We start from the raw sequence: 18836 nt of genomic DNA, 5'->3' as shown, positions 1-18836 counted from the left end.
GGCGGTCATCGGCGCCTGAATTCCGCGGCGATAAAGCAGTCGCGAAAGTTCGAAATTACTCTTTCGGCGGCTCAGCCGGCACCGGAGCCGTGCCAAGTCCACTCACATTACGCGCTCTGATGCGCGGCTTGAAGGCACGGCCGGGTTCGGGCGCGCGGCGCAGCACCGGATGCACCACCGGCTCCTTGGCCTTGAAGGCAAATGATTTGATCAGCGCGAAATAATTCGGATAGACGTAGCCGTTGTTCATCCGCAGCCATTCTTCGCGGCGATCGCGAAACATCTTCGGCAGTCTGTACCAGGCGACGGTCGGGCTCTTGTGGTGCACGAAATGCAGGTTGTTGTTGAGGAACAGGAAGGAGAGCGGCGACCGCTCGACGATGATCGTGCGGCCCTCCGGGTGTTCCGACCACTGATGCTCGGCATAGGTGCGCACCGAAATCAGGGACTGGCCGAGCCACACCGGCCCCAGTATGTAGAGCCAGAGCGGGATGCCGAAGCCGAAGGTCACGATCGGCACGACCACTGCAAGTCCGACCGCATGCAGCAGCCAGGCTTTGCGGATCGCCTTGTCGCCGGCGGCCATCTGTCTGGCGTCGTCGAGGAAGAAGCCGATCGACGACAGCCAAGGTCCGAGAACGAAGCGGCCGACCATTGTGTTGTTGATCTTGAGCAGGACCTTCATCGCCGGCGGCATTTCCGCATGCATCCAGAGCGCCTGGTAATAGCTTTCCGGATCGTCGAGCGGGTCGGTCAGCCGCTCGTCGGCGTGGTGGCGAAGATGGATCGCCTTGAAACGGCGGAACGGCCAGACCAGCCCGATCGGCAGGATGACGAAGGCTTCGTTGATGCTGGCGTTGCGCGTCGGATGGCCATGCAGCACTTCGTGCATCAGCGAGGATTGCAGGGCCAGTATCAAGGCCAAGGCGACAAGGGCCAGCAGCGGATAGGAAGGCCAAAGCAGGAAGCCGGTGGCAAGCCAGGCGCCATAACAGAACAGGGTGAGGAATACTGTCGGCCATTCCACGGCCGGTGTGCTGCTGTGTCTCTTGCGTATGCCAGTCATGCTATCGACCACTGCCTTCCAGTCGCCGGAACCACTTTGATTCCTGACAGCATTGTGTCAGGAGCCTGTCGTTGTCGCAACGCGACAAAGTGAACAATCTGTTGCGAATGCGCATTTTTGGCTGCAGATATTATATATTGTAAACAGATTTGGGGATTCATTTGCGCCTGAGCACCTAACCAGCAGGCCTGGGCGCGAATTATCCTCCACTGGAAAGGAGCGGCGTGATGGACAAGCGTGATCTGTCGACGGTTTTCCGAGAGCGCCTAAAATTGCTCTTGACACGCTCGGACTTGAACCAGTCGGCCTTCGCGAGCGCCGTCGGCATCGATCGTTCGGCGCTGTCGCAACTCCTGTCGGGCGCCTCGACGCGCCTGCCCCGCGCCGAGACGCTTCTCAACATCGCCGCCGAGTTCAAGGTATCGCTCGATTGGCTGCTGGGCCTTAGCCAGGACGAAGGCGTCACCGGCGAGATTCGCGAAAGCCTCGAGATCGAGGAGGCGCCGGACGGCTTTGACCGCACGCTACTTGCCAAATGGCACGCCGAGGCGGTCGGCACCAAGATCCGCTACGTGCCGGCGGGCATTCCGGACCTCCTGCGCACCGAGGCCCTTGTCGAATACGAGGCCGGCATTACCAACAAGAGCCGCGAGGCGCAGGCCGGCGAAACGCAATACCGCATCGACTACAACAGGCGGCCCGAGACCGACATGGAGGTCTGCATGCCGCGCCATACGCTGGAGATTTTCGCACGCGGGCTCGGCGTCTGGGACCGGTTCCCGGAAGCCGAGCGCCGCCGGCAATTGCTGCACATGGCAACGCTCCTCGACGACCTTTACCCGACCTTCCGCCTGTTCCTCTATGACGGCCGCATGCGCTATTCGATCCCTTATACGATCTTCGGGCCGTACCGCGCCGCAATCTATGTCGGCGATATGTATCTGGTGTTGAACGCCACCCAGCCGGTCCGTACCCTGACCAGCCACTTCGACAATCTGATCCGAGCCGCCGATGTCAACGCGCATGAGGCTGCGAGCTTCACGCAGAAACTGGCCGGCATCTCCTTCACCTCAGGCTCTGTCTGAACGCGGCCGCTATCGCCATGCTGGCATGCGGCGACCAACCTGGCCGACCGTCGTTTTAGGAAACTCACGCAAGAGCGGGCCTCATATTCGTTGACTAGATATAAAGACTTCTTTATATCGTTATTTGAATTCAGGATACGAAAGCCAGAGCCATGACCGCCACCAATCCGATCGACGCATTGCTTGCCGAAAAAGGCGTGCTGCTGGCCGACGGCGCCACCGGCACCAATTTGTTCGCGATGGGACTTGAGGCCGGCGAAGCCCCCGAGCTGCTCAACGAGACGGCGCCCGACACCATCGCCGCGCTGCATCAGAATTTCGTCGATGCCGGCGCCGACATCATCCTGACCAATTCCTTCGGCGGCACCCGTCATCGGCTGAAGCTGCATCACGCTCAGGACCGCGTGCATGACTTGAACAAGCGCGCCGCCGAAATCGCCCGTTCGGTGTCCGACAAGGCAGGCCGCAAGGTGATCGTTGCCGGCTCCGTCGGCCCGACCGGCGAGCTTTTGGTGCCGCTCGGCGCTATGTCCTATGAGGAAGCGGTGGATGCCTTCGCCGAGCAGATCGAGGGCTTGAAGGCCGGCGGAGCCGAAGTCGCCTGGATCGAGACCATGTCGGCGCCGGATGAGATCCGCGCCGCGGCCGAAGCCGCGATCCGTGTCGGCCTGCCCTACACCTATACCGGTTCCTTCGATACGGCCGGCCGCACCATGATGGGGCTGTTGCCCAAGGATATCCACGGCGTTGCGGATGGACTGTCGCAGGCTCCGCTTGGGGTGGGCGCCAATTGCGGCGTCGGCGCAGCCGACATCCTGGCCTCGCTGCTCGACATGACCGACGCGAAGCCGGAAGCCACCGTGATCGTCAAGGGCAATTGCGGCATTCCGGAATTCCGCGGCAGCGAGATCCACTATTCCGGCACGCCCGAACTGATGGCCGACTATGTCCGGCTGGCAGTCGATGCGGGCGCCAAGATCGTCGGCGGCTGCTGCGGCACCTCGTTCGCTCACCTTGCCGCGATGCGCAAGGCGCTCGACGCGCACACCAAGTCGGCGCGTCCGACGGTCGAGTCCATCGTCGAGCGCATCGGGCCGATGCGCAACAAGATAGCGAGCGCTGCCGAGGCAGGCGAAGGCCGTCGCGAACGCCGGCGCAGTCGCGCCTGAAGTTGGCCTGCTCTATTCGCTGTTTTCAGCGTAGCGCGACAGCGCCGTACCGAGATCGGTGGCGGCGCTGTTCTTGCCGTCGCCGCCCATCGTCATCAACGCGCCGGACGCGCGCGGGTCGCTGATCTGCTCCAGCATCACGCGAAAGCGGTCGTTGTTGAGCGCAGAGAGCGCCGTGTCGCGGGCCGCATCGACATTATTCCTGATCCGCGCGGATTCCGCCGACGGAGCGGACGGTGCTCGCGTCTGAAGATTGCCCGCAGTCGGCGTCACGTTCCCGGTGATATGCAATTCCAGCCCCTCACTTCTATCAGCTTTGACTAACAGGAGGGCATTGCGATCAAGTTCCGGAAAAGCCGCGCAATTTAACGATCGGCAAAAGCCGGCAGGTCCTCCGCCGGCTTTTTGTTCCATGGACGGCACCCGCCCTATCTGTTGGTGCCCAGCGACGAGGCTAGCCGCACCAGCGACAGGAATTCCGCCCTGTAGCCGAACGGATCAGCGCCGCGCGCGGCGTTGGCGATCTCCAGGATCCGGTCGTAGCCGAAATTCGCCGTCTGATCCGCGTCGCGCAGCTTCTGCCCGAAAGCCGCGACCGCGACCGAAAAGCGCTGGTCGACGCCGGCTTCATCGAAGGACGGCACCTCGTTGGCCGCGGTCACCGGTGTCGTGATCAGTTTCGAGACATTCTCGTTCGGCAGCTTGTAGCGGATTTTTACGAAGGCATATTCGCCCGCATTGGCAACGCCGCCATTGTCGACCTTCGCCTCGCCATAGCGCAACGGATCGACCTGCTCGGCGCCGCTTCCCTTGGGCGTGACCTCGTAGATCGCCGTCACCGAATGGCCGGAACCGATATCGCCGGCGTCGACGCGGTCATTGTTGAAATCCTCGCGCTTGAGCGCCCGCGTCTCATAGCCGACCAGCCGGTATTCCGAGATCTTGGCCGGGTTGAACTCGACTTGGATTTTCACATCCTTGGCAATGGTGAACAGCGTCGAGGACGCGTCCTCGACCAGCACCTTCTCGGCCTCGGCAAGCGTGTCGATATAGGCGGCCGTGCCATTGCCGTTCTGGGCGATGGTCTGCATCATCTGGTCGTTGAGATTTCCGCGGCCGAAGCCGAACACCGAGAGAAACACGCCGGTCTTGCGCTCCTTCTCGATCAACCGTTTGAGGTCGTCGTCATCGGTCTGGCCGACGTTGAAATCGCCGTCGGTGGCAAGCATCACGCGGTTGATGCCGTCCTTGACGAAAGACTGCTGCGCAAGTTTGTAGGCTTCCTTGATGCCTGCCTCGCCGGCGGTCGAACCGCCTGGCTCCAGATTGTCTATCGCTGCAAGAATCTTCTGCCTTTCCGCGGCCTTTGTCGGCATCAGCACCGTGCCGGCATTGCCGGCATAGGTGACGATGGAGACGGTGTCGTCGGCCTTGAGCTTGCTGACCAGCAACCGGAACGCCGACTTCAAGAGCGGCAGCTTGTCCGGCTCGTCCATCGAACCCGAAACATCGATCAGGAACACCAGGTTTGCCTTCGGCGCCTCGACCGGCTTCACGTCAAAACCCTTGATCGCAACATGCATCAGCTTGGTGCGCTCGTTCCAGGGCGTCGGCATGACGGTGATAGTCGAATTGAACGGCGTCGCGGCCGAGTCTGGCCCCTTCCAGTCATAAGGGAAGTAGTTGATCATCTCTTCGACCCGGACCATGCCTGGGTCGGGCAGAATACCTTCCTTCAGCGAGCGGCGGACGAAGGAATAGGACGCCGTGTCGACATCGATCGAGAAGGTCGACACCGGATCCTGGGCAGCTTGGTGCACCGGATTGGTCTTGAAGGTCTCGATGCGGTCGCGGTTTTGCTCTTGCGGCTGCATTTGATCGGCCGGCATGGGCGCCGGCTGAACCATCGGCCCGAAACCAGCGACGGCGCCAGCCGGCATCTCTGCAGGCTGCATGGCGGTTGCCGGCGCCTGGGCATTCGCGCGTCCGCCGGCGGCCAGCTGGTCAACCTCCGCAGGTGCAGGCGGCGGCGCAGGCAGCGCCTGTGGTACTTGCTTGGCAAAGTCCTTCAACGCCCCGTATTCCTGCCTGGTCCGATCATCGGATCGGCTCAATTCAGTTTTCGGCGGCGATGCCGGTGCGACCTGCGCCTCGTCTTCGACACGCCTCTCGCTGTCGGCGCCGGTCTTCTTCTCCTTGGCAGGCGCGGCCGCCAGCGGCTCGCTGATCGCGGGCTGGTTCGGTATCGGCTTCTGCGCAACCGGCTTGTCGGCCACCGTTTCGGTGACCTTCCCGTTTGAAATAACGGGCGGCTGCTCCCTCAGCATCTCAAAAGCGGCATAGCCGGCGATAGGCAGCGCGACCAGCGCGGTCAGGGCCGGGGTGGCAATGAGTTTCCGTTGCATGATCTCTCTCCAGAGCCTTTGTGCTCGCTCCGTGAGACGAAGACCTGCCGGCGATCCTTGGGGGGCGGTCGAAATTTTTTCGTTCAAGTCGAAGGCGTGCATCGCGGCGGCCAACGCACGCGTTTGCGCTTCGCTGTCCGGCGCCGGAACTGCCAGATTGCGCAGCCTTTCGAGTTCGTTGTCGTCGACCATGGTCACACTTCCCCGGCTGAGCGCATGAGCAGCTTCAGCCGTTTCTTCGCTTCATGGATGTGCCAGGAAACCGTCGCCTCCGAGATCGCCATCACCTCGGCCGCAGCCGCGTGGCTCAACCCTTCGCCATAGACGAGCAGCACCGCGTCGCGCTGCTTGTCCGGCAGCATGCGCACCGCCGCCCACAGCGCCTCGGCCGGGTCCTGGGCTTCCGCCGAGCCCTCCCCCGCGATCAGCGCATACGTGCCGAAGGCCTCGGTCTTGGCGCTGTCGCGGGCGCGCTTGCGCATCATGTCGCGCGAAGCGTTCAGTGTCATGGCGTAGAGCCAGGTCGTGAACGCGCCATTGCCCTGATAGTCGCGGATTGCCCGGCCGAGCCGCACGCAGACATCCTGGGCGATGTCTTCGGCATCGGCCTTGCGGCCGCACCAGCGATAGGCGGCGCGATAGACGAAGCCATAGTGCCTTTCGAGCAGTTTGCCGAAAGCCCCCCTGTCTCCACCCCTCGCCCGCCCGATCAATTCGGCATCGGAGGCTTCGCTGTCGTCCAGCATCATCGCCGTCATTTGCCTGTTGGACGAAGGCTAATGGCGATTCCTTGGGACGATGGAAAGATTTTTTTGCGGCGGCCTCCGCACCCTACCCCAAGGTTTCGGCGAACAGCGTGATCAGCCGCTTCCAATGGCGCTCGGCGCCCGCTTCGTCATAGACGCTGTGGTCCTTGACGCACCAGCCATGACCGACGCCGACATAGTTCTCGATCGTGTGGTCGACTTCGGCGACCCTGAGCGCCTCTGCCAGCCGGGCTGATTGCTCCGGCGGAAAGCTACGGTCCACGCCGGCGACCCCGACGTAGATGCGTGCCTTGATCGACGCCGCCTTCCGGTGCGGGCTGTCGGGCGCGTCGCTTGCCAGATTGCCGCCGTGGAAGCTGGCGGCGGCAGCAATGCGGTCGGGATAGGCCGCGGCGGCATTGAGAGCCCGCGCGCCGCCCATGCAATAGCCGACGACGCCGACCGGCCCGTCCAGGCCTTCGGCAGTGAGCGCATCGAGGAAGGCCGCGCTGTCGCGGATGGTCATCTCTTGCGTGGTGCCACCGCTCAGCGCCGTCAGTTGAGCCCTGGTCCTATCCTCAGCAAACGCAGTCTTCGGGTCGAACGGTCCATAGGGCACGCTGCGATAGAACAGATCGGGCACCAACACGGCATAGCCATGCCCTGCGAGGCGTTCGGCCATCTGGTCGAGCGTCGGCCGCGGGCCAAAAATATCCATGTAGAGGATGACGCCGGCCCTGGCCGCCGCCGCCGGTCGGAACAGCCCGGCCTTGGCCTTCCCGTCCCGGGTTTCAATCTCGATCTCTTGCTTGGCCATGCTGCTCTCCGTCGTCTGTCCGCGCGATAGATATCCGGCTGGAGCGGCCCGGCAAGACAATCCCGGAGCCTGGCGTTCAAGATTTCGTGCGGTTGGCCTTCATCTTACAGCCGAACAAAGGCCGCCATATGAAAGGCCTGCACCTCTGGCGGATAGCGATAGTCCGCCCCGTAGGGACATGCATTTCGGTCGAGGCAGCCGCTCGTGCGGCACAGGCCGCCTCCGGGGCCGCGCACATGCCCAAGACAGGCTTCATGGGCAAAACCCTGTTCGGAATAGGCATCGATCGGGCAGGATTTCATGCAGGGTTTTTCGACGCATGTGTCGCAGAGATGAATCGGTTCTTGAGGTTCGGGGAGGAAAATCTCTTCCTCGAACAGCAGCGCGCCGCGATAGGCATGCCAGAGCCCATACTGCGGATGCATGAGGATGCCGAGCGGCGACGGCTTCAACCCTTCCGCCCGCATCGCCCATTGCTGGAACGGCAGATAGGGCCTGTCGGAGGGCGACACGGCGCGAGCGCCGAACGCTTGCGCCACCGCGCCGATCACCTCCCGCGACCAGGTGTCGAGCGGGTTGACGATCCCGCTGGCCCGCTGCCCAAGCCAGCGCTGGAAGTGCGGCCAGAGTGCGACGCCGGCCTGCCCGACCAGGAGGGCGGACTTGGCAGGCGCGCCTGAAAGCCCCGCAGGCGCCGTTTCATCACTGGCGAAGCGAAAGCCGCCCCGAAGGATCAGGCCGTGGGCGGCAAGCGCGGCCGCGGTCCCTTCGATCGTGCCGCGCGAAAAGATCATCCCTTCTTATCCGGGTCGGAGAACGCGCTCCGCCAGACTTCCTTATGGATGATGTTGGCGACTTTAGCCCGGCCTGACTCGGGCTCCTTTCAAGTGAAGGCGTCGGCCATCGAGGCCTTCTTCCTGTCGATGAAATCCTTCAGTGCCTCGTCGATCGCCGGATCGAGATGCGGTGCTTCGTAGCTTTCCAGCCAGCGGCGGGCGAGCTCGTTGGCGCGCTGCGGCGCTGTCTTTTCGCCTTCGGCCAGCCACTGCTCGTAGGAATTGTTGTCGGCGATGTTGGAGCGGTAGAAGGCGGTCTGGAAATTCGCCTGCGTGTGGTCGCAGCCGAGATAGTGGCTGCCCGGACCGACCTGGCGGATGGCGTCCATCGCCTGGCCGTTCTCCGACAGGTCGACGCCCTCGGCGAATTTCTGCGTCATGCCGAGCTGGTCGATGTCCATCATGAATTTCTCGTAGCAGGAGGCGAGACCGCCCTCGAGCCAGCCGGCCGAATGCAGCACGAAGTTGGTGCCGGCAAGGATGGTCGAGTTCAGCGTGTTGGCGCTCTCATAGGCCGCCTGCGCATCCGGGACCTTCGAGGCGCAGAGCGAGCCACCGGTGCGGAACGGTAGGCCTAGCCGGCGCGCGAGCTGCGCTGCGCCATAGGAAACCAGCGATGGTTCCGGCGTGCCGAAAGTCGGCGCGCCCGACTGCATCGAGATCGACGAGGCGAAAGTGCCGAACAGCACCGGCGCGCCGGGCCTGATCAGCTGCGTGAAAGAGGCGCCGGCAAGCACCTCGGCCAGGATCTGCGTCAGCGTTCCGGCAACCGTCACCGGGCTCATCGCGCCGGCCAGGATGAACGGCGTGACAATGCAGGCCTGGTTGTGGCGCGAATAGACTTTCAGCGCGCCGAGCATGGTCTCGTCGAACACCATCGGCGAGTTGGCGTTGATCAGGCTGGTCAGCACCGTGTTGTTCTCGACGAAATCCTCGCCGAACACGATCTTGGCCATCGCCACCGTATCCTCGGCCCGCTCCGGCGCCGTCACCGAGCCCATGAACGGTTTGTCCGAATAGCGGATATGCGAATAGACCATGTCCAGATGGCGCTTATTGACCGGCACGTCGACCGGCTCGCATACCGTGCCGCCCGAATGGTGGATCGACGGCGCCATATAGGCGAGCTTCACGAAATTCTGGAAATCCTCAAGCGTTGCGTAGCGGCGGTTGCCGTCGAGGTCGCGCACGAAGGGCGGGCCGTAGACCGGCGCGAACACCGTTCCCTTGCCCCCGATCTGCACCGAACGCTCCGGATTGCGCGCATGCTGGGTGTAGATCGAAGGCGCGGTCTTGAGCAGCGAGCGGCAAAGCCCCTTGGGAAAATGCACGCGCTCGCCTTTCACATCGGCGCCGGCCTCTTTCCAAAGCGCGAGCGCCTCGGCGTCGTCGCGGAAGATGATGCCGATCTCTTCCAGCACCGTGTCTGTGTTCTTCTCGATCAGCGCCAGGCCTTCCTCGTCGAGGACCTCGTAGACGTTGATCTTGCGCTTGATATAGGTGAGCTGGGTGCCCGGACCGCCGCCTGCGCGCGCCGCGCGCCTGGCCGCCGCGCCGCCGCTGGCGCCGCGTCCGCGTCGTCCGCCCGACGCTTCCTGCTCGACTGCCGCGTTATCGCTCATGATCGTTCTTCCTATAGATTTTAGATTTGGGCCTGAATTGGCTGGCGGCCGGTTCGCCGCCGCTTCTTTCCGGATCGTAGCCATGCACCCTATTGGAAACGGCCCGCCAGCGCCAACGCCTGTCGCAAAATCGACAAGAAACCGCCAACTTTTCAGTCGCTTTCCTTTTGCGGGAAGTCGCAAATCAGCTATGGCTACCTTGCCCTCGCGGGTTAGGTATTGGCGCATCGATTTTTGAGCTGCAGCAAGCATTCCGAGCAGCAAGGAGCCCGAGGAAAAAATGTCCGACGACGAGATCATCCTTTCCGAGCTTTCCGACGAGGAACTCGTGCAGCAGATGCATGACGACCTTTATGACGGGCTGAAGGAAGAGATCGAGGAAGGCACGCATATCCTTCTTGAGCGCGGCTGGCAGCCCTACACGGTGCTGACCGAGGCGCTGGTCGAAGGCATGCGCATCGTCGGCGAAGATTTCCGCGACGGCATCCTGTTCGTGCCGGAAGTGCTGCTCTCGGCCAATGCCATGAAGGCCGGCATGGCCATCCTGCGCCCGCTGCTTGCCGCCACCGGCGCGCCCAAGCAGGGCAAGATGGTGATCGGCACCGTCAAGGGCGACATCCACGACATCGGCAAGAACCTCGTCGGCATGATGATGGAAGGCGCCGGCTTCGATGTCATCGACCTCGGCATAAACAATGCGGTCGAGAAATATCTGGAAGCGATCGAGCAGCATCAGCCCGACATCATCGGCATGTCGGCGCTGCTCACCACGACCATGCCCTATATGAAGGTCGTCATCGACACGATGAAGGAAAAGGGCATTCGCGACGATTACGTCGTGCTGGTCGGCGGTGCGCCGCTCAACGAGGAATTCGGCAAGGCCGTCGGCGCCGACGCTTATTGCCGCGATGCCGCTGTGGCGGTCGAGACAGCCAAGGACTTCATGAAGCGCAAGCACAACGTTCGCGCTTCCGCCTGATCCCAGGGCATCAGGATGGATCGAAAAAAGCCGCGCCTTGCAGCGCGGCTTTTTTGTTCCCAGATGATGATGAGGCTGAACGATCAGTTGGCGACAGTGTCTTTGACCGCCCTCGCCGTCGATTTGACGTCCTTGCCGACGCCTCGAATGGTGTTGGCGCAGGCGGTGAGTGCAAGCGCGCAGGCAAGGATGGCAATCGGCGCGATGCGTAGCAGTTTCATGGGTGTCTCCCTCAACAGATAATTAGCCCCGCAGCGAAAACCGGCTCGACTGGTTCATGGTCAAAACGCAAAAAACGAAACCGAATCAAACAGACAGGCTGCTCGTCATCGCCTGCGGGATGATTGCGCGCGAAGTTTTGGCCGTCAAGCAACAGCTAAAGCTCGATCACCTTGAGTTGACCTGCCTGCCGGCCGAGTTCCACTTCTATCCGGACCGCATCGCGCCGGCCATGGACAAGGCCATCGAAAAGGCCAAAGCGGAAGGCTACAACCACATCTTCGTCGGCTATGCCGATTGCGGCACCGGCGGCATGCTCGACCACGTGATCGAGAAGCATGGCGTGGAGCGCATGGCCGGCCCGCATTGCTTCGCCTTCTACCAGGGCATGGACGCCTATGCGAAGGTCGCCGACGGCGACATGATGTCGTTCTACATGACCGACTTCCTCTGTCGCCAATTCGACGCCTTCTTCATCAAGCCGCTCGGGCTCGACAGGCATCCCGAGCTTATCAAGGACTATTTCGGCAATTACGAGAAGCTGATCTATCTCGCGCAAACCGACGATCCGGATCTCGACAAGGTTGCCGAGAAAGCCGCCGCCATGCTCGGCCTCGCCTACGAGCGTCGCTCGACCGGCTATGGCGATCTGACGAGCGAACTGGCGCGGGCGGCAGCCAACGCTTGAGGCTCTCGCAGGGCTGCTTCAACGGCGGCCAGCGGGTCGGACGATCGACTTGCAGACGAAGCCCCCTCGCCTCCGCTGGCAAGCCGGATGACAGCGGCCTGCGAACGGGTAAGTTGTGCCCCAAGCAGACCAAACAGCTATTCCAGCCACCGATTCGGGAAACGTCCATGATCCCTCGCCTGCTGCTTCCCGCCCTTTGCCTTATCGGCTTCGCCCTGCCCGCCTATGCCGATGGCGAGGTGCAGAAGCTGATCACCGCCGCCGACAAGGCGCGACTGGATAAATATGGCGAAACGCGCAAGGCGGCTCTCGAAGAGGCAAAGGCCGGCGATCCGGCTGAGGTCAAGCAACTCGATGCGCTGCTCGCCAAGCCGCTGGTCGCTTTCTCCGGCAAGGATCTGACCGGCAACTGGAAATGTCGCACCATCAAGGCCGGCGGCTTGAGCCCGCTAGTTATCTATGGCTGGTTCAAGTGTAAGGTCACCGGGGACGGCTCGGGTTGGCGGCTGCAGAAGATCAGCGGCTCGCAGCGCACCACTGGTCGCTTCTTCGACGACGGTGAGAAGCGCGCCATCTATCTCGGCTCGTTTTCGGTCAATGACGAAAAGGCCAAGCCCTATGGCAGCGGCGCCGAAAGCGACCAAGTGGGCTATGCCTTCCGCAACAGTGCCACCGAGTGGCGCATCGAATTCCCCGCGCCCTATTATGAATCGAAGCTCGACATCATGGAATTCAAGCGCTGACTGAGCCCGAAAAGTTGCAGAGTTTTCGGACCAGGATCATGCGCGACCATTGGCTCACTAAGGGTTAACCCGCTCTCCCTAGCATGCGCCCGACTTTGAGAGCGGGTGCTTGCCATGGCAACGTCGGAATCCGGTCCGCGGCGGACTGTTGTCGTCACCGAAGGCGGTCCGCATATCTGGGCAATCGTTAACGCCATCGCCGATCGCGTCGGCCCTGTGAGTGTCATCCTCGAAACCCCTGAATCAAAAAAGCGTTTGCTGCTCGGCCGCGCCCGCCGCCAGGGCTGGATCTCGGCCATCGGCCAGCTCGGCACGATGGTGCTGACCAGGCTTGGCAAGCGGTTCTTTGCCGGCCATGCTGCACGGCTGATTGCCGAGGAAAGGCTCGAGACAGAACCTCGCCCGACCCAGACGATCATCCATGTGCCTTCCGCCAACGGTCCGGAATGCCTTCAGGCGATTGAGAAGATCGGGCCGGGCGTCGTGCTCCTCGCCGGCTGCCGGCTGCTGTCGAGGAATATGCTCGCGAAGATGCCTTGCCCGGTGCTCAACTATCACGCCGGCATTGCCCCGAAATATCGTGGCATGAATGGCGGCTACTGGGCGCTGGCCTCCGGTGATCGAGGGAATTTCGGCACCACTGTGCATCTGGTCGATGCCGGCGTCGACACCGGCGGAGTGCTGAAGCAGGCGCGCGGCAAGTCGAAACGCGGCGACACCATCGCCAGCTACGCGCTGCGGCAGGCGGCATTTTCCCGCGACATCTGCGTCCAGGCAGTGGCCGAGGCGCTGGCGGGAAAACTTACGACGATCGATCCCGGCCTGCCCTCGAAACAGTGGTTTCACCCGACGATTTGGTCCTACCTCTGGACCGGCCTGACGAAGCGCGTCTGGTAATCTGCCGGCGTCGGAAATTCAGCACTCGCTTTGCGTCATCGCCAGCGTCGCTTTTGAAGGCGCGCGCGTCGTCCCATAACAAGCGGCACAAGGGCGCATGCGGCAATGCTCCCAACATCGAGGAGTTGAGAATTCATGGCCGATCTGATCGTCGTCTATTGGCGCGATATCCCTGCGCAGGTCATCGTCAAGAAAGGCCGGCAGAACGCCAAGCGCGAGCTGCCGCTGCGCTTCACCGAGGCGATCGACATGTGCGCCATGCGCACGGGCGCCGGCGGCACCGACGATTACCTCGCCGAATGGCGTAAGGCCGATCCGGTTCCGGTCGGCGACGACATCGAAGCCGAGGTCGAGAAGGCCTACCAGGAACTCGATACGAAATATGACCGCGAGCGGCTGGTCGCTCTGGTCAAGGCTGGCGGGAAAGAAAATGTCTGAGAAGCAGCCGGCGGTCACCCAGGCGACCCTGGTCAAGAAGGCGGCGCCGAAGTCCGACTACAAGCCTGCGGACGTGTCGCCGCAACGCCGCGTTCAGCGCACTTTTGCCGTGAGGTTGTGGTCCATCCGCCATTCGCGACTGCTCGAATGGTTTTATGGCAGGTTCGCCGATGTCTTCCTGCTCTTGCATCCTTTGTGGAAGGGCATCGGCTACGGCCGCGTCGAAGCGCCGGTGAAATTCGTCGAGAAACGCGTCAAGGGCTTCATGTTCGACTGCCGCATGTGCGGCCAGTGCGTGCTCTCCTCCACTGGCATGTCGTGCCCGATGAACTGCCCGAAGCAGCTGCGCAACGGCCCCTGCGGCGGCGTACGCGCCAACGGCAATTGCGAGGTCGAGCCGGACATGCCCTGCGTCTGGGTCAAGGCCTGGGAAGGCTCCCGCAACATGAAGCATGGCGACAAAATCCTCACCGTGCAGAAGCCGGTCGATCAGTCGCTGCGCGAAACCTCGGCCTGGCTCAGGGTGACCGCGCAGGCGGCCGCGGCGCGTGAAGCCGCCCAGAACCCGCAGAACCCCGGAGCTTCAGCATGAGCATCCGCCACCAGCGCGACGAGAACCCGGCCGGCGTTCACCTGCCGCTCGATCCCCTGCCCGGCCATTCGTCGCGCGGTCGGTTGGAGCGTGTGCTGCGCCGCGGCGAGTTCGCGGTGACGACCGAGCTCAACCCGCCCGACAGCGCCGACCCTGAAGACGTCTACAACCGAGCCAAGATCTTCGACGGTTGGGTCGACGCCATCAACGCGGTCGACGCCTCTGGCGCCAACTGCCACATGTCGTCGGTCGGCATCTGCGCGCTTTTGACCCGCATGGGCTACGCCCCGATCATGCAGATCGCGTGCCGCGACAAGAACCGCATCGCCATTCAGGGCGACGTGCTGGGCGGGGCGGCAATGGGCGTCGCCAACATGCTCTGCCTCACCGGCGACGGCGTGCAGGCCGGCGATCAGCCGGGCGCCAAGCCGGTCTTCGACCTCGATTCCATGTCGCTGCTCGAAACCATCCGCATCATGCGCGACAACGGCAAGTTCCTGTCCGGCCGCAAGCTGACGACGCCGCCGCAGGTCTTCCTCGGTGCTGCCGTAAACCCCTTCGCGCCGCCTTACGATTTCCGTCCCATCCATCTCGGCAAGAAGATCGCCGCCGGCGCGCAATTCGTGCAGACGCAATATTGCTTCGATGTGCCGATGTTCCGAACCTTCATGCAAAAGGCGCGCGACCTCGGCCACACCGAAAAAGTCTTCATCCTGTGCGGCGTCGGGCCGCTCGCCTCTGCCAAGACCGCCAAATGGATCCGCTCCAACGTGCCGGGCATCCATATCCCCGATGCGGTGATCAAGCGGCTCGAAGGCGCGCAGGACCAGAAGAAGGAAGGCAAGCAGCTCTGCATCGACATCATCAACGAGGTGAAGGAAATTGCGGGCGTCGCCGGCGTCCATGTGATGGCCTACCGCCAGGAAGAGTATGTCGCCGAGATCGTCGATGAATCCGGCGTGCTGAAAGGCCGCCAGCCCTGGAAACGGGAGATCCGTCGCGACGACCAGATCGTGGCCGAGCGGCTCGACCACATACTGCACGACGAGATTACCGAAACCCAGGTCGACATGGTGAAGACCGCGCATTGATGTATGTCGCCCAAAGTGGGAACCGGTTTGGGACAACGACATACACGAACTTAAAATCCAAGGCGCGGCCGGCACCCGTCCGCTTGAACAAGACCAGATAACGATATAAAGAACTCTTTATATCCCGACGGAGAGATTGCATGACCCGCACCATCGTCGCCTCGGCGACCCGAGAAATCGTCATCGGCTTCGATCAGCCCTTCTGCGTGATCGGCGAGCGCATCAACCCGACCGGCCGCAAGAAGCTGGCCGCCGAGATGGTGGCCGGCAACTTCGAGACCGTCATCAAGGATGCGCTGGAACAGGCCGCCTGCGGCGCCACCATGCTCGACGTCAATGCCGGCGTCACCGCCGTCGACCCCAATGCGACCGAGCCGGCGCTTTTGGTGCAGACGCTGGAGATCGTGCAGAACTTGGTCGATCTGCCGCTGTCGATCGACTCTTCGGTGACCGCCGCGATCGAGGCGGCGCTGAAGGTCGCCAAGGGGCGCCCGCTGGTCAACTCCGTCACCGGCGAGGAAGAGAAGCTTGAAGCCATCCTGCCGCTGGTCAAGAAATACAACGTTCCGGTCGTCGCCATCTCAAATGACGAGACCGGCATCTCGATGGATCCGGACGTCCGCTTCGCGGTCGCCAAGAAGATCGTCGAGCGCTGCGCCGATCACGGCATTCCCGCGCATGACGTCGTCGTCGATCCGCTGGTGATGCCGATCGGCGCGCTGGGCGATGCCGGCCGCCAGGTGTTCGCACTGCTGCGCCGTCTGCGCGAGGAACTCAAGGTCAACACCACTTGCGGCCTTTCCAACATCTCGTTCGGCCTGCCGCATCGCCACGGCATCAACGCCGCCTTCATCCCGATGGTGATCGGCGCCGGCATGACGAGCGCCATCATGAATCCGGTCCGCCCGCAGGAGATGGAGGCCGTGCGCGGCGCCAACGTGCTCAACGGCACCGACGAGAACTGCACCAACTGGATCCGCACCTACAAGGACTACAAGCCGGCCGAAGGCGGCCATGCGGTCGCGGCTCCGGTCGCGGTCACCGCCCCTGGCGATGGCGCCGCCGCTGCCGGCGGGCGTCGCCGCGGCGGTCGTGAAGCCCGCATGGCCAGGGGGTAAGCGCGCAATCGTGAGCCGCATTGCAAACAGCCCTGATCCGGTCGCATCGTCGATGCGGTCGGAGAAGTCTGCTTTGCGGTCAGGCGACGCCCAATATGGCGTCGAACAACGCCATTCCAGCCCAGGATCCGAAGATGCCTGTGCCGCCGCCGACGATGACATCATCGTCGTAGGCGGGCCAGAATGCGTGCAGCAGGAGCGCTCCGACGATCGCGCCGAGAATTCCGGAGGCCAGATATTGCGGATTGCGCAGCCATGGGCCTTTGAGCACGCGCACCATGGTGAAAGCGGTGAAGATGGCGGGCAGCAGAATATCCGACATGTTTGGCCCCTGGACCAACGTACACTCCACCCAACAGTAAAACGATCCGTTAAACGGTATCGGCAATTGCCATCGAGACGCGTGCCAGCATGAATCCCCCGCCCAACATCACCGATCCGCTTGTGCTGTTCATGCCGTCAGGCAAGCGCGGGCGGTTTCCCGTTGGCACGCCGGTGCTGGACGCCGCGCGCCAGCTCGGCGTCTATGTCGAGAGCGTGTGCGGCGGCCGCGCCACTTGCGGGCGCTGCCAGATCGAGGTGCAGGAAGGCAATTTCGCCAAGCACAAGATCGTCTCTGCCAACGACCACATCTCGCCCAAGGGCGCCAAGGAAGAGCGCTACGAGCGCGTGCGCGGCCTGCCCGAGCGCCGCCGCCTCTCCTGCTCAGCGCAGGTACTCGGCGACCTCGTCATTGACGTGCCGCAGGACACGGTCATCAACGCCCAGACCATCCGCAAGGCAGCCGACACTAGGGTTATCGCTCGCGATACGGCAATCCGCATGTGCTATGTCGAGATTGAAGAGCCCGACATGCACAAGCCGCTCGGCGACCTCGACCGACTCAAGATCGCCTTGATGAAGGACTGGGGTTTCAAGAACGTCGAGTTCGACTTCTATCTCATGCCGCAGGTGCAGGGCATTCTGCGCAAGGGCAATTGGACCGCCACCGCCGCCATCCACAAGGATGCGGACAGCGACATCGCGCGCGTCATCGCGCTGTGGCCGGGCCTGAAGAACGAGGCCTACGGGCTCGCCTGCGACATCGGCTCGACGACCATTGCCATGCATCTCGTGTCGCTGCTGTCGGGCCGCGTCGCCGCCTCTTCCGGCACCTCCAATCCGCAGATCCGCTTCGGCGAGGATCTGATGAGCCGCGTCTCCTACGTGATGATGAACCCGGACGGCCGCGAGGGCATGACGGTCGCCGTGCGCGAGGCCGTTTCCGGCCTGGTCGACAAGGTCTGTGCGGAAGGCAATGTCCAGCGCAACGACATCCTCGACGCGGTGTTCGTCGGCAATCCGATAATGCATCATCTGTTTCTCGGCATCGATCCGACCGAGCTCGGTGGCGCGCCGTTCGCGCTCGCCGTTTCCGGCGCCGTGCGCATCAAAGCCTCCGATCTCGGCTTGAAACTGAACCAGGGCGCGCGCCTTTATATGCTCCCTTGTATCGCCGGCCATGTCGGCGCCGACGCAGCCGCGGTCACGCTCTCCGAGGGTCCGCACCGCCAGGACGAGATGATGCTGATCGTCGACGTCGGCACCAATGCCGAGATCGTGCTCGGCAACAGCACGCGCGTCGTTGCGGCCTCCTCTCCCACCGGCCCGGCCTTCGAGGGCGCCGAGATTTCCGGCGGCCAGCGCGCGGCGCCCGGCGCCATCGAGCGCGTGCGCATCGATCCCGACACGCTTGAGCCGCGCTACCGCGTCATCGGTTCGGAACTCTGGTCGGATCAGCCGGGCTTTGCCGAAAGCGTGCAGGCGACCGGCGTCACTGGCATTTGCGGGTCCGGCATCATCGAAGTGGTGGCCGAGATGTATCTCGCCGGTATAATCTCCGAGGACGGCGTCGTCGACGGATCGCTTGGCGCGCGCTCGCCGCGCATCGTCGCCAACGGCCGCACCTTCTCCTATGTGCTGAAGGACGGCGAGCCGAAGATCACCATCACCCAGAACGACGTGCGCGCCATCCAGCTCGCCAAGGCGGCGCTCTACGCCGGCACCAAGCTATTGATGGAAAAGCAGCACACCGACCATGTCGACCGCATCCATTTCGCCGGTGCCTTCGGTTCTTTCATCGACCCGAAATACGCCATGGTGCTGGGGCTCATTCCCGATTGCGATCTCGACAAGGTCTCGGCCGTCGGCAACGCCGCCGGCGCCGGCGCGCGCATGGCGCTCCTCAATCGCGGCTACCGCCGTGAGATCGAGGAGACGGTGAGCAGGATCGAAAAGATCGAAACCGCGCTGGAGCCAAAATTCCAGGAGCACTTCGTCTACGCC

At 63.0% G+C, this 18836-nt stretch carries 20 protein-coding genes; 11 read left to right on the top strand and 9 right to left on the bottom strand.

Annotation, left to right across the window (positions count from 1 at the left end; all coding sequences use genetic code 11):
- Positions 1–55: 55 nt before the first annotated feature.
- Positions 56–1066, bottom strand: a complete 1011-nt coding sequence (locus EOA49_RS15180; RefSeq protein WP_127241389.1) for a fatty acid desaturase — start codon at positions 1064–1066, stop codon at positions 56–58.
- Between the two features lie 227 nt (positions 1067–1293).
- Here EOA49_RS15180 and EOA49_RS15175 point away from each other — a divergent pair, with 227 nt between their 5' ends.
- Together EOA49_RS15175 and bmt are read left to right on the top strand one after the other, a co-directional pair.
- Entirely contained in the window at positions 1294–2151 is an 858-nt protein-coding gene (locus tag EOA49_RS15175) for a helix-turn-helix transcriptional regulator (RefSeq protein ID WP_095778490.1), read from the top strand.
- A gap of 152 nt (positions 2152–2303) precedes the next feature.
- Positions 2304–3320, top strand: coding sequence for a betaine--homocysteine S-methyltransferase (gene bmt / locus EOA49_RS15170; protein WP_066999705.1), 1017 nt, complete (start codon positions 2304–2306; stop codon positions 3318–3320).
- A 12-nt stretch (positions 3321–3332) separates the two neighbouring features.
- Here the strand turns inward: bmt and EOA49_RS15165 are convergent, their stop codons facing one another.
- The 6 genes from EOA49_RS15165 to EOA49_RS15140 form a co-directional block, all read right to left on the bottom strand.
- Complete coding sequence (locus tag EOA49_RS15165; RefSeq protein ID WP_245433184.1) at positions 3333–3734, bottom strand: hypothetical protein; 402 nt, start codon at positions 3732–3734, stop codon at positions 3333–3335.
- Between the two features lie 14 nt (positions 3735–3748).
- A complete protein-coding gene (locus EOA49_RS15160; RefSeq protein WP_127241388.1) occupies positions 3749–5917 on the bottom strand; it encodes a VWA domain-containing protein in 2169 nt (722 codons plus the stop codon).
- Positions 5918–5919: 2 nt separating this feature from the next.
- On the bottom strand, positions 5920–6483 hold the full coding sequence (locus tag EOA49_RS15155; RefSeq protein WP_067329326.1) for an RNA polymerase sigma factor: 564 nt from the start codon (positions 6481–6483) through the stop codon (positions 5920–5922).
- Positions 6484–6556: 73 nt separating this feature from the next.
- Positions 6557–7288: a dienelactone hydrolase family protein gene (locus tag EOA49_RS15150; RefSeq protein ID WP_127241387.1), complete on the bottom strand. Its 732-nt coding sequence runs from the start codon at positions 7286–7288 to the stop codon at positions 6557–6559.
- A 104-nt stretch (positions 7289–7392) separates the two neighbouring features.
- On the bottom strand, positions 7393–8082 hold the full coding sequence (locus EOA49_RS15145; RefSeq protein WP_067329320.1) for a hypothetical protein: 690 nt from the start codon (positions 8080–8082) through the stop codon (positions 7393–7395).
- Between the two features lie 89 nt (positions 8083–8171).
- A complete protein-coding gene (locus tag EOA49_RS15140; protein WP_066999687.1) occupies positions 8172–9746 on the bottom strand; it encodes a trimethylamine methyltransferase family protein in 1575 nt (524 codons plus the stop codon).
- Positions 9747–10026: 280 nt separating this feature from the next.
- Here EOA49_RS15140 and EOA49_RS15135 point away from each other — a divergent pair, with 280 nt between their 5' ends.
- Complete coding sequence (locus EOA49_RS15135; protein WP_066999684.1) at positions 10027–10725, top strand: B12-binding domain-containing protein; 699 nt, start codon at positions 10027–10029, stop codon at positions 10723–10725.
- An 83-nt stretch (positions 10726–10808) separates the two neighbouring features.
- Here EOA49_RS15135 and EOA49_RS15130 read toward each other — a convergent pair whose 3' ends face one another.
- Positions 10809–10946 (bottom strand): entericidin A/B family lipoprotein, encoded by a 138-nt coding sequence (locus EOA49_RS15130; RefSeq protein WP_019858698.1) that lies wholly within the window; start codon positions 10944–10946, stop codon positions 10809–10811.
- Positions 10947–11002: 56 nt separating this feature from the next.
- On the opposite strand from EOA49_RS15130, the gene EOA49_RS15125 reads away from it, so the two are divergent.
- From EOA49_RS15125 to EOA49_RS15095, 7 genes are all read left to right on the top strand, one after another.
- Positions 11003–11632, top strand: coding sequence for a DUF1638 domain-containing protein (locus EOA49_RS15125; protein ID WP_095825677.1), 630 nt, complete (start codon positions 11003–11005; stop codon positions 11630–11632).
- 167 nt (positions 11633–11799) lie between these two features.
- Complete coding sequence (locus EOA49_RS15120) at positions 11800–12375, top strand: DUF4893 domain-containing protein (RefSeq protein WP_095825678.1); 576 nt, start codon at positions 11800–11802, stop codon at positions 12373–12375.
- 114 nt (positions 12376–12489) lie between these two features.
- Positions 12490–13272 (top strand): formyl transferase, encoded by a 783-nt coding sequence (locus EOA49_RS15115; protein ID WP_127241952.1) that lies wholly within the window; start codon positions 12490–12492, stop codon positions 13270–13272.
- A gap of 135 nt (positions 13273–13407) precedes the next feature.
- The gene (locus EOA49_RS15110; protein ID WP_066999671.1) at positions 13408–13710 is read left to right on the top strand and encodes a virulence factor; all 303 of its coding nucleotides are present in this window, start codon (positions 13408–13410) and stop codon (positions 13708–13710) included.
- The gene (locus tag EOA49_RS15105; RefSeq protein ID WP_066999668.1) at positions 13703–14302 is read left to right on the top strand and encodes a methylenetetrahydrofolate reductase C-terminal domain-containing protein; all 600 of its coding nucleotides are present in this window, start codon (positions 13703–13705) and stop codon (positions 14300–14302) included. Before EOA49_RS15110 ends, EOA49_RS15105 begins: the two co-directional genes overlap by 8 nt.
- Positions 14299–15393: a methylenetetrahydrofolate reductase gene (locus tag EOA49_RS15100; protein ID WP_127243229.1), complete on the top strand. Its 1095-nt coding sequence runs from the start codon at positions 14299–14301 to the stop codon at positions 15391–15393. The genes EOA49_RS15105 and EOA49_RS15100 overlap by 4 nt, the downstream gene beginning before the upstream one ends.
- Positions 15394–15533: 140 nt before the next feature.
- Complete coding sequence (locus EOA49_RS15095; protein WP_095778498.1) at positions 15534–16511, top strand: methyltetrahydrofolate cobalamin methyltransferase; 978 nt, start codon at positions 15534–15536, stop codon at positions 16509–16511.
- Between the two features lie 79 nt (positions 16512–16590).
- On the opposite strand, the gene EOA49_RS15090 is transcribed toward EOA49_RS15095, so the two are convergent.
- Positions 16591–16833 carry a hypothetical protein gene (locus EOA49_RS15090; RefSeq protein ID WP_245299687.1) on the bottom strand — a complete coding sequence of 81 codons (243 nt, stop codon included), beginning with the start codon at positions 16831–16833 and terminating at the stop codon, positions 16591–16593.
- Between the two features lie 89 nt (positions 16834–16922).
- Between EOA49_RS15090 and EOA49_RS15085 the strand changes: the two genes are divergently transcribed.
- Positions 16923–18836: ASKHA domain-containing protein (locus EOA49_RS15085; RefSeq protein WP_127243228.1), on the top strand; the 1914-nt coding region annotated here is incomplete at its 3' end.

The organism is Mesorhizobium sp. M1A.F.Ca.IN.020.04.1.1 (genome assembly GCF_003997315.1).
GTDB lineage: Bacteria > Pseudomonadota > Alphaproteobacteria > Rhizobiales > Rhizobiaceae > Mesorhizobium.
This window is presented reverse-complemented; position numbering and strand designations above follow the sequence as displayed.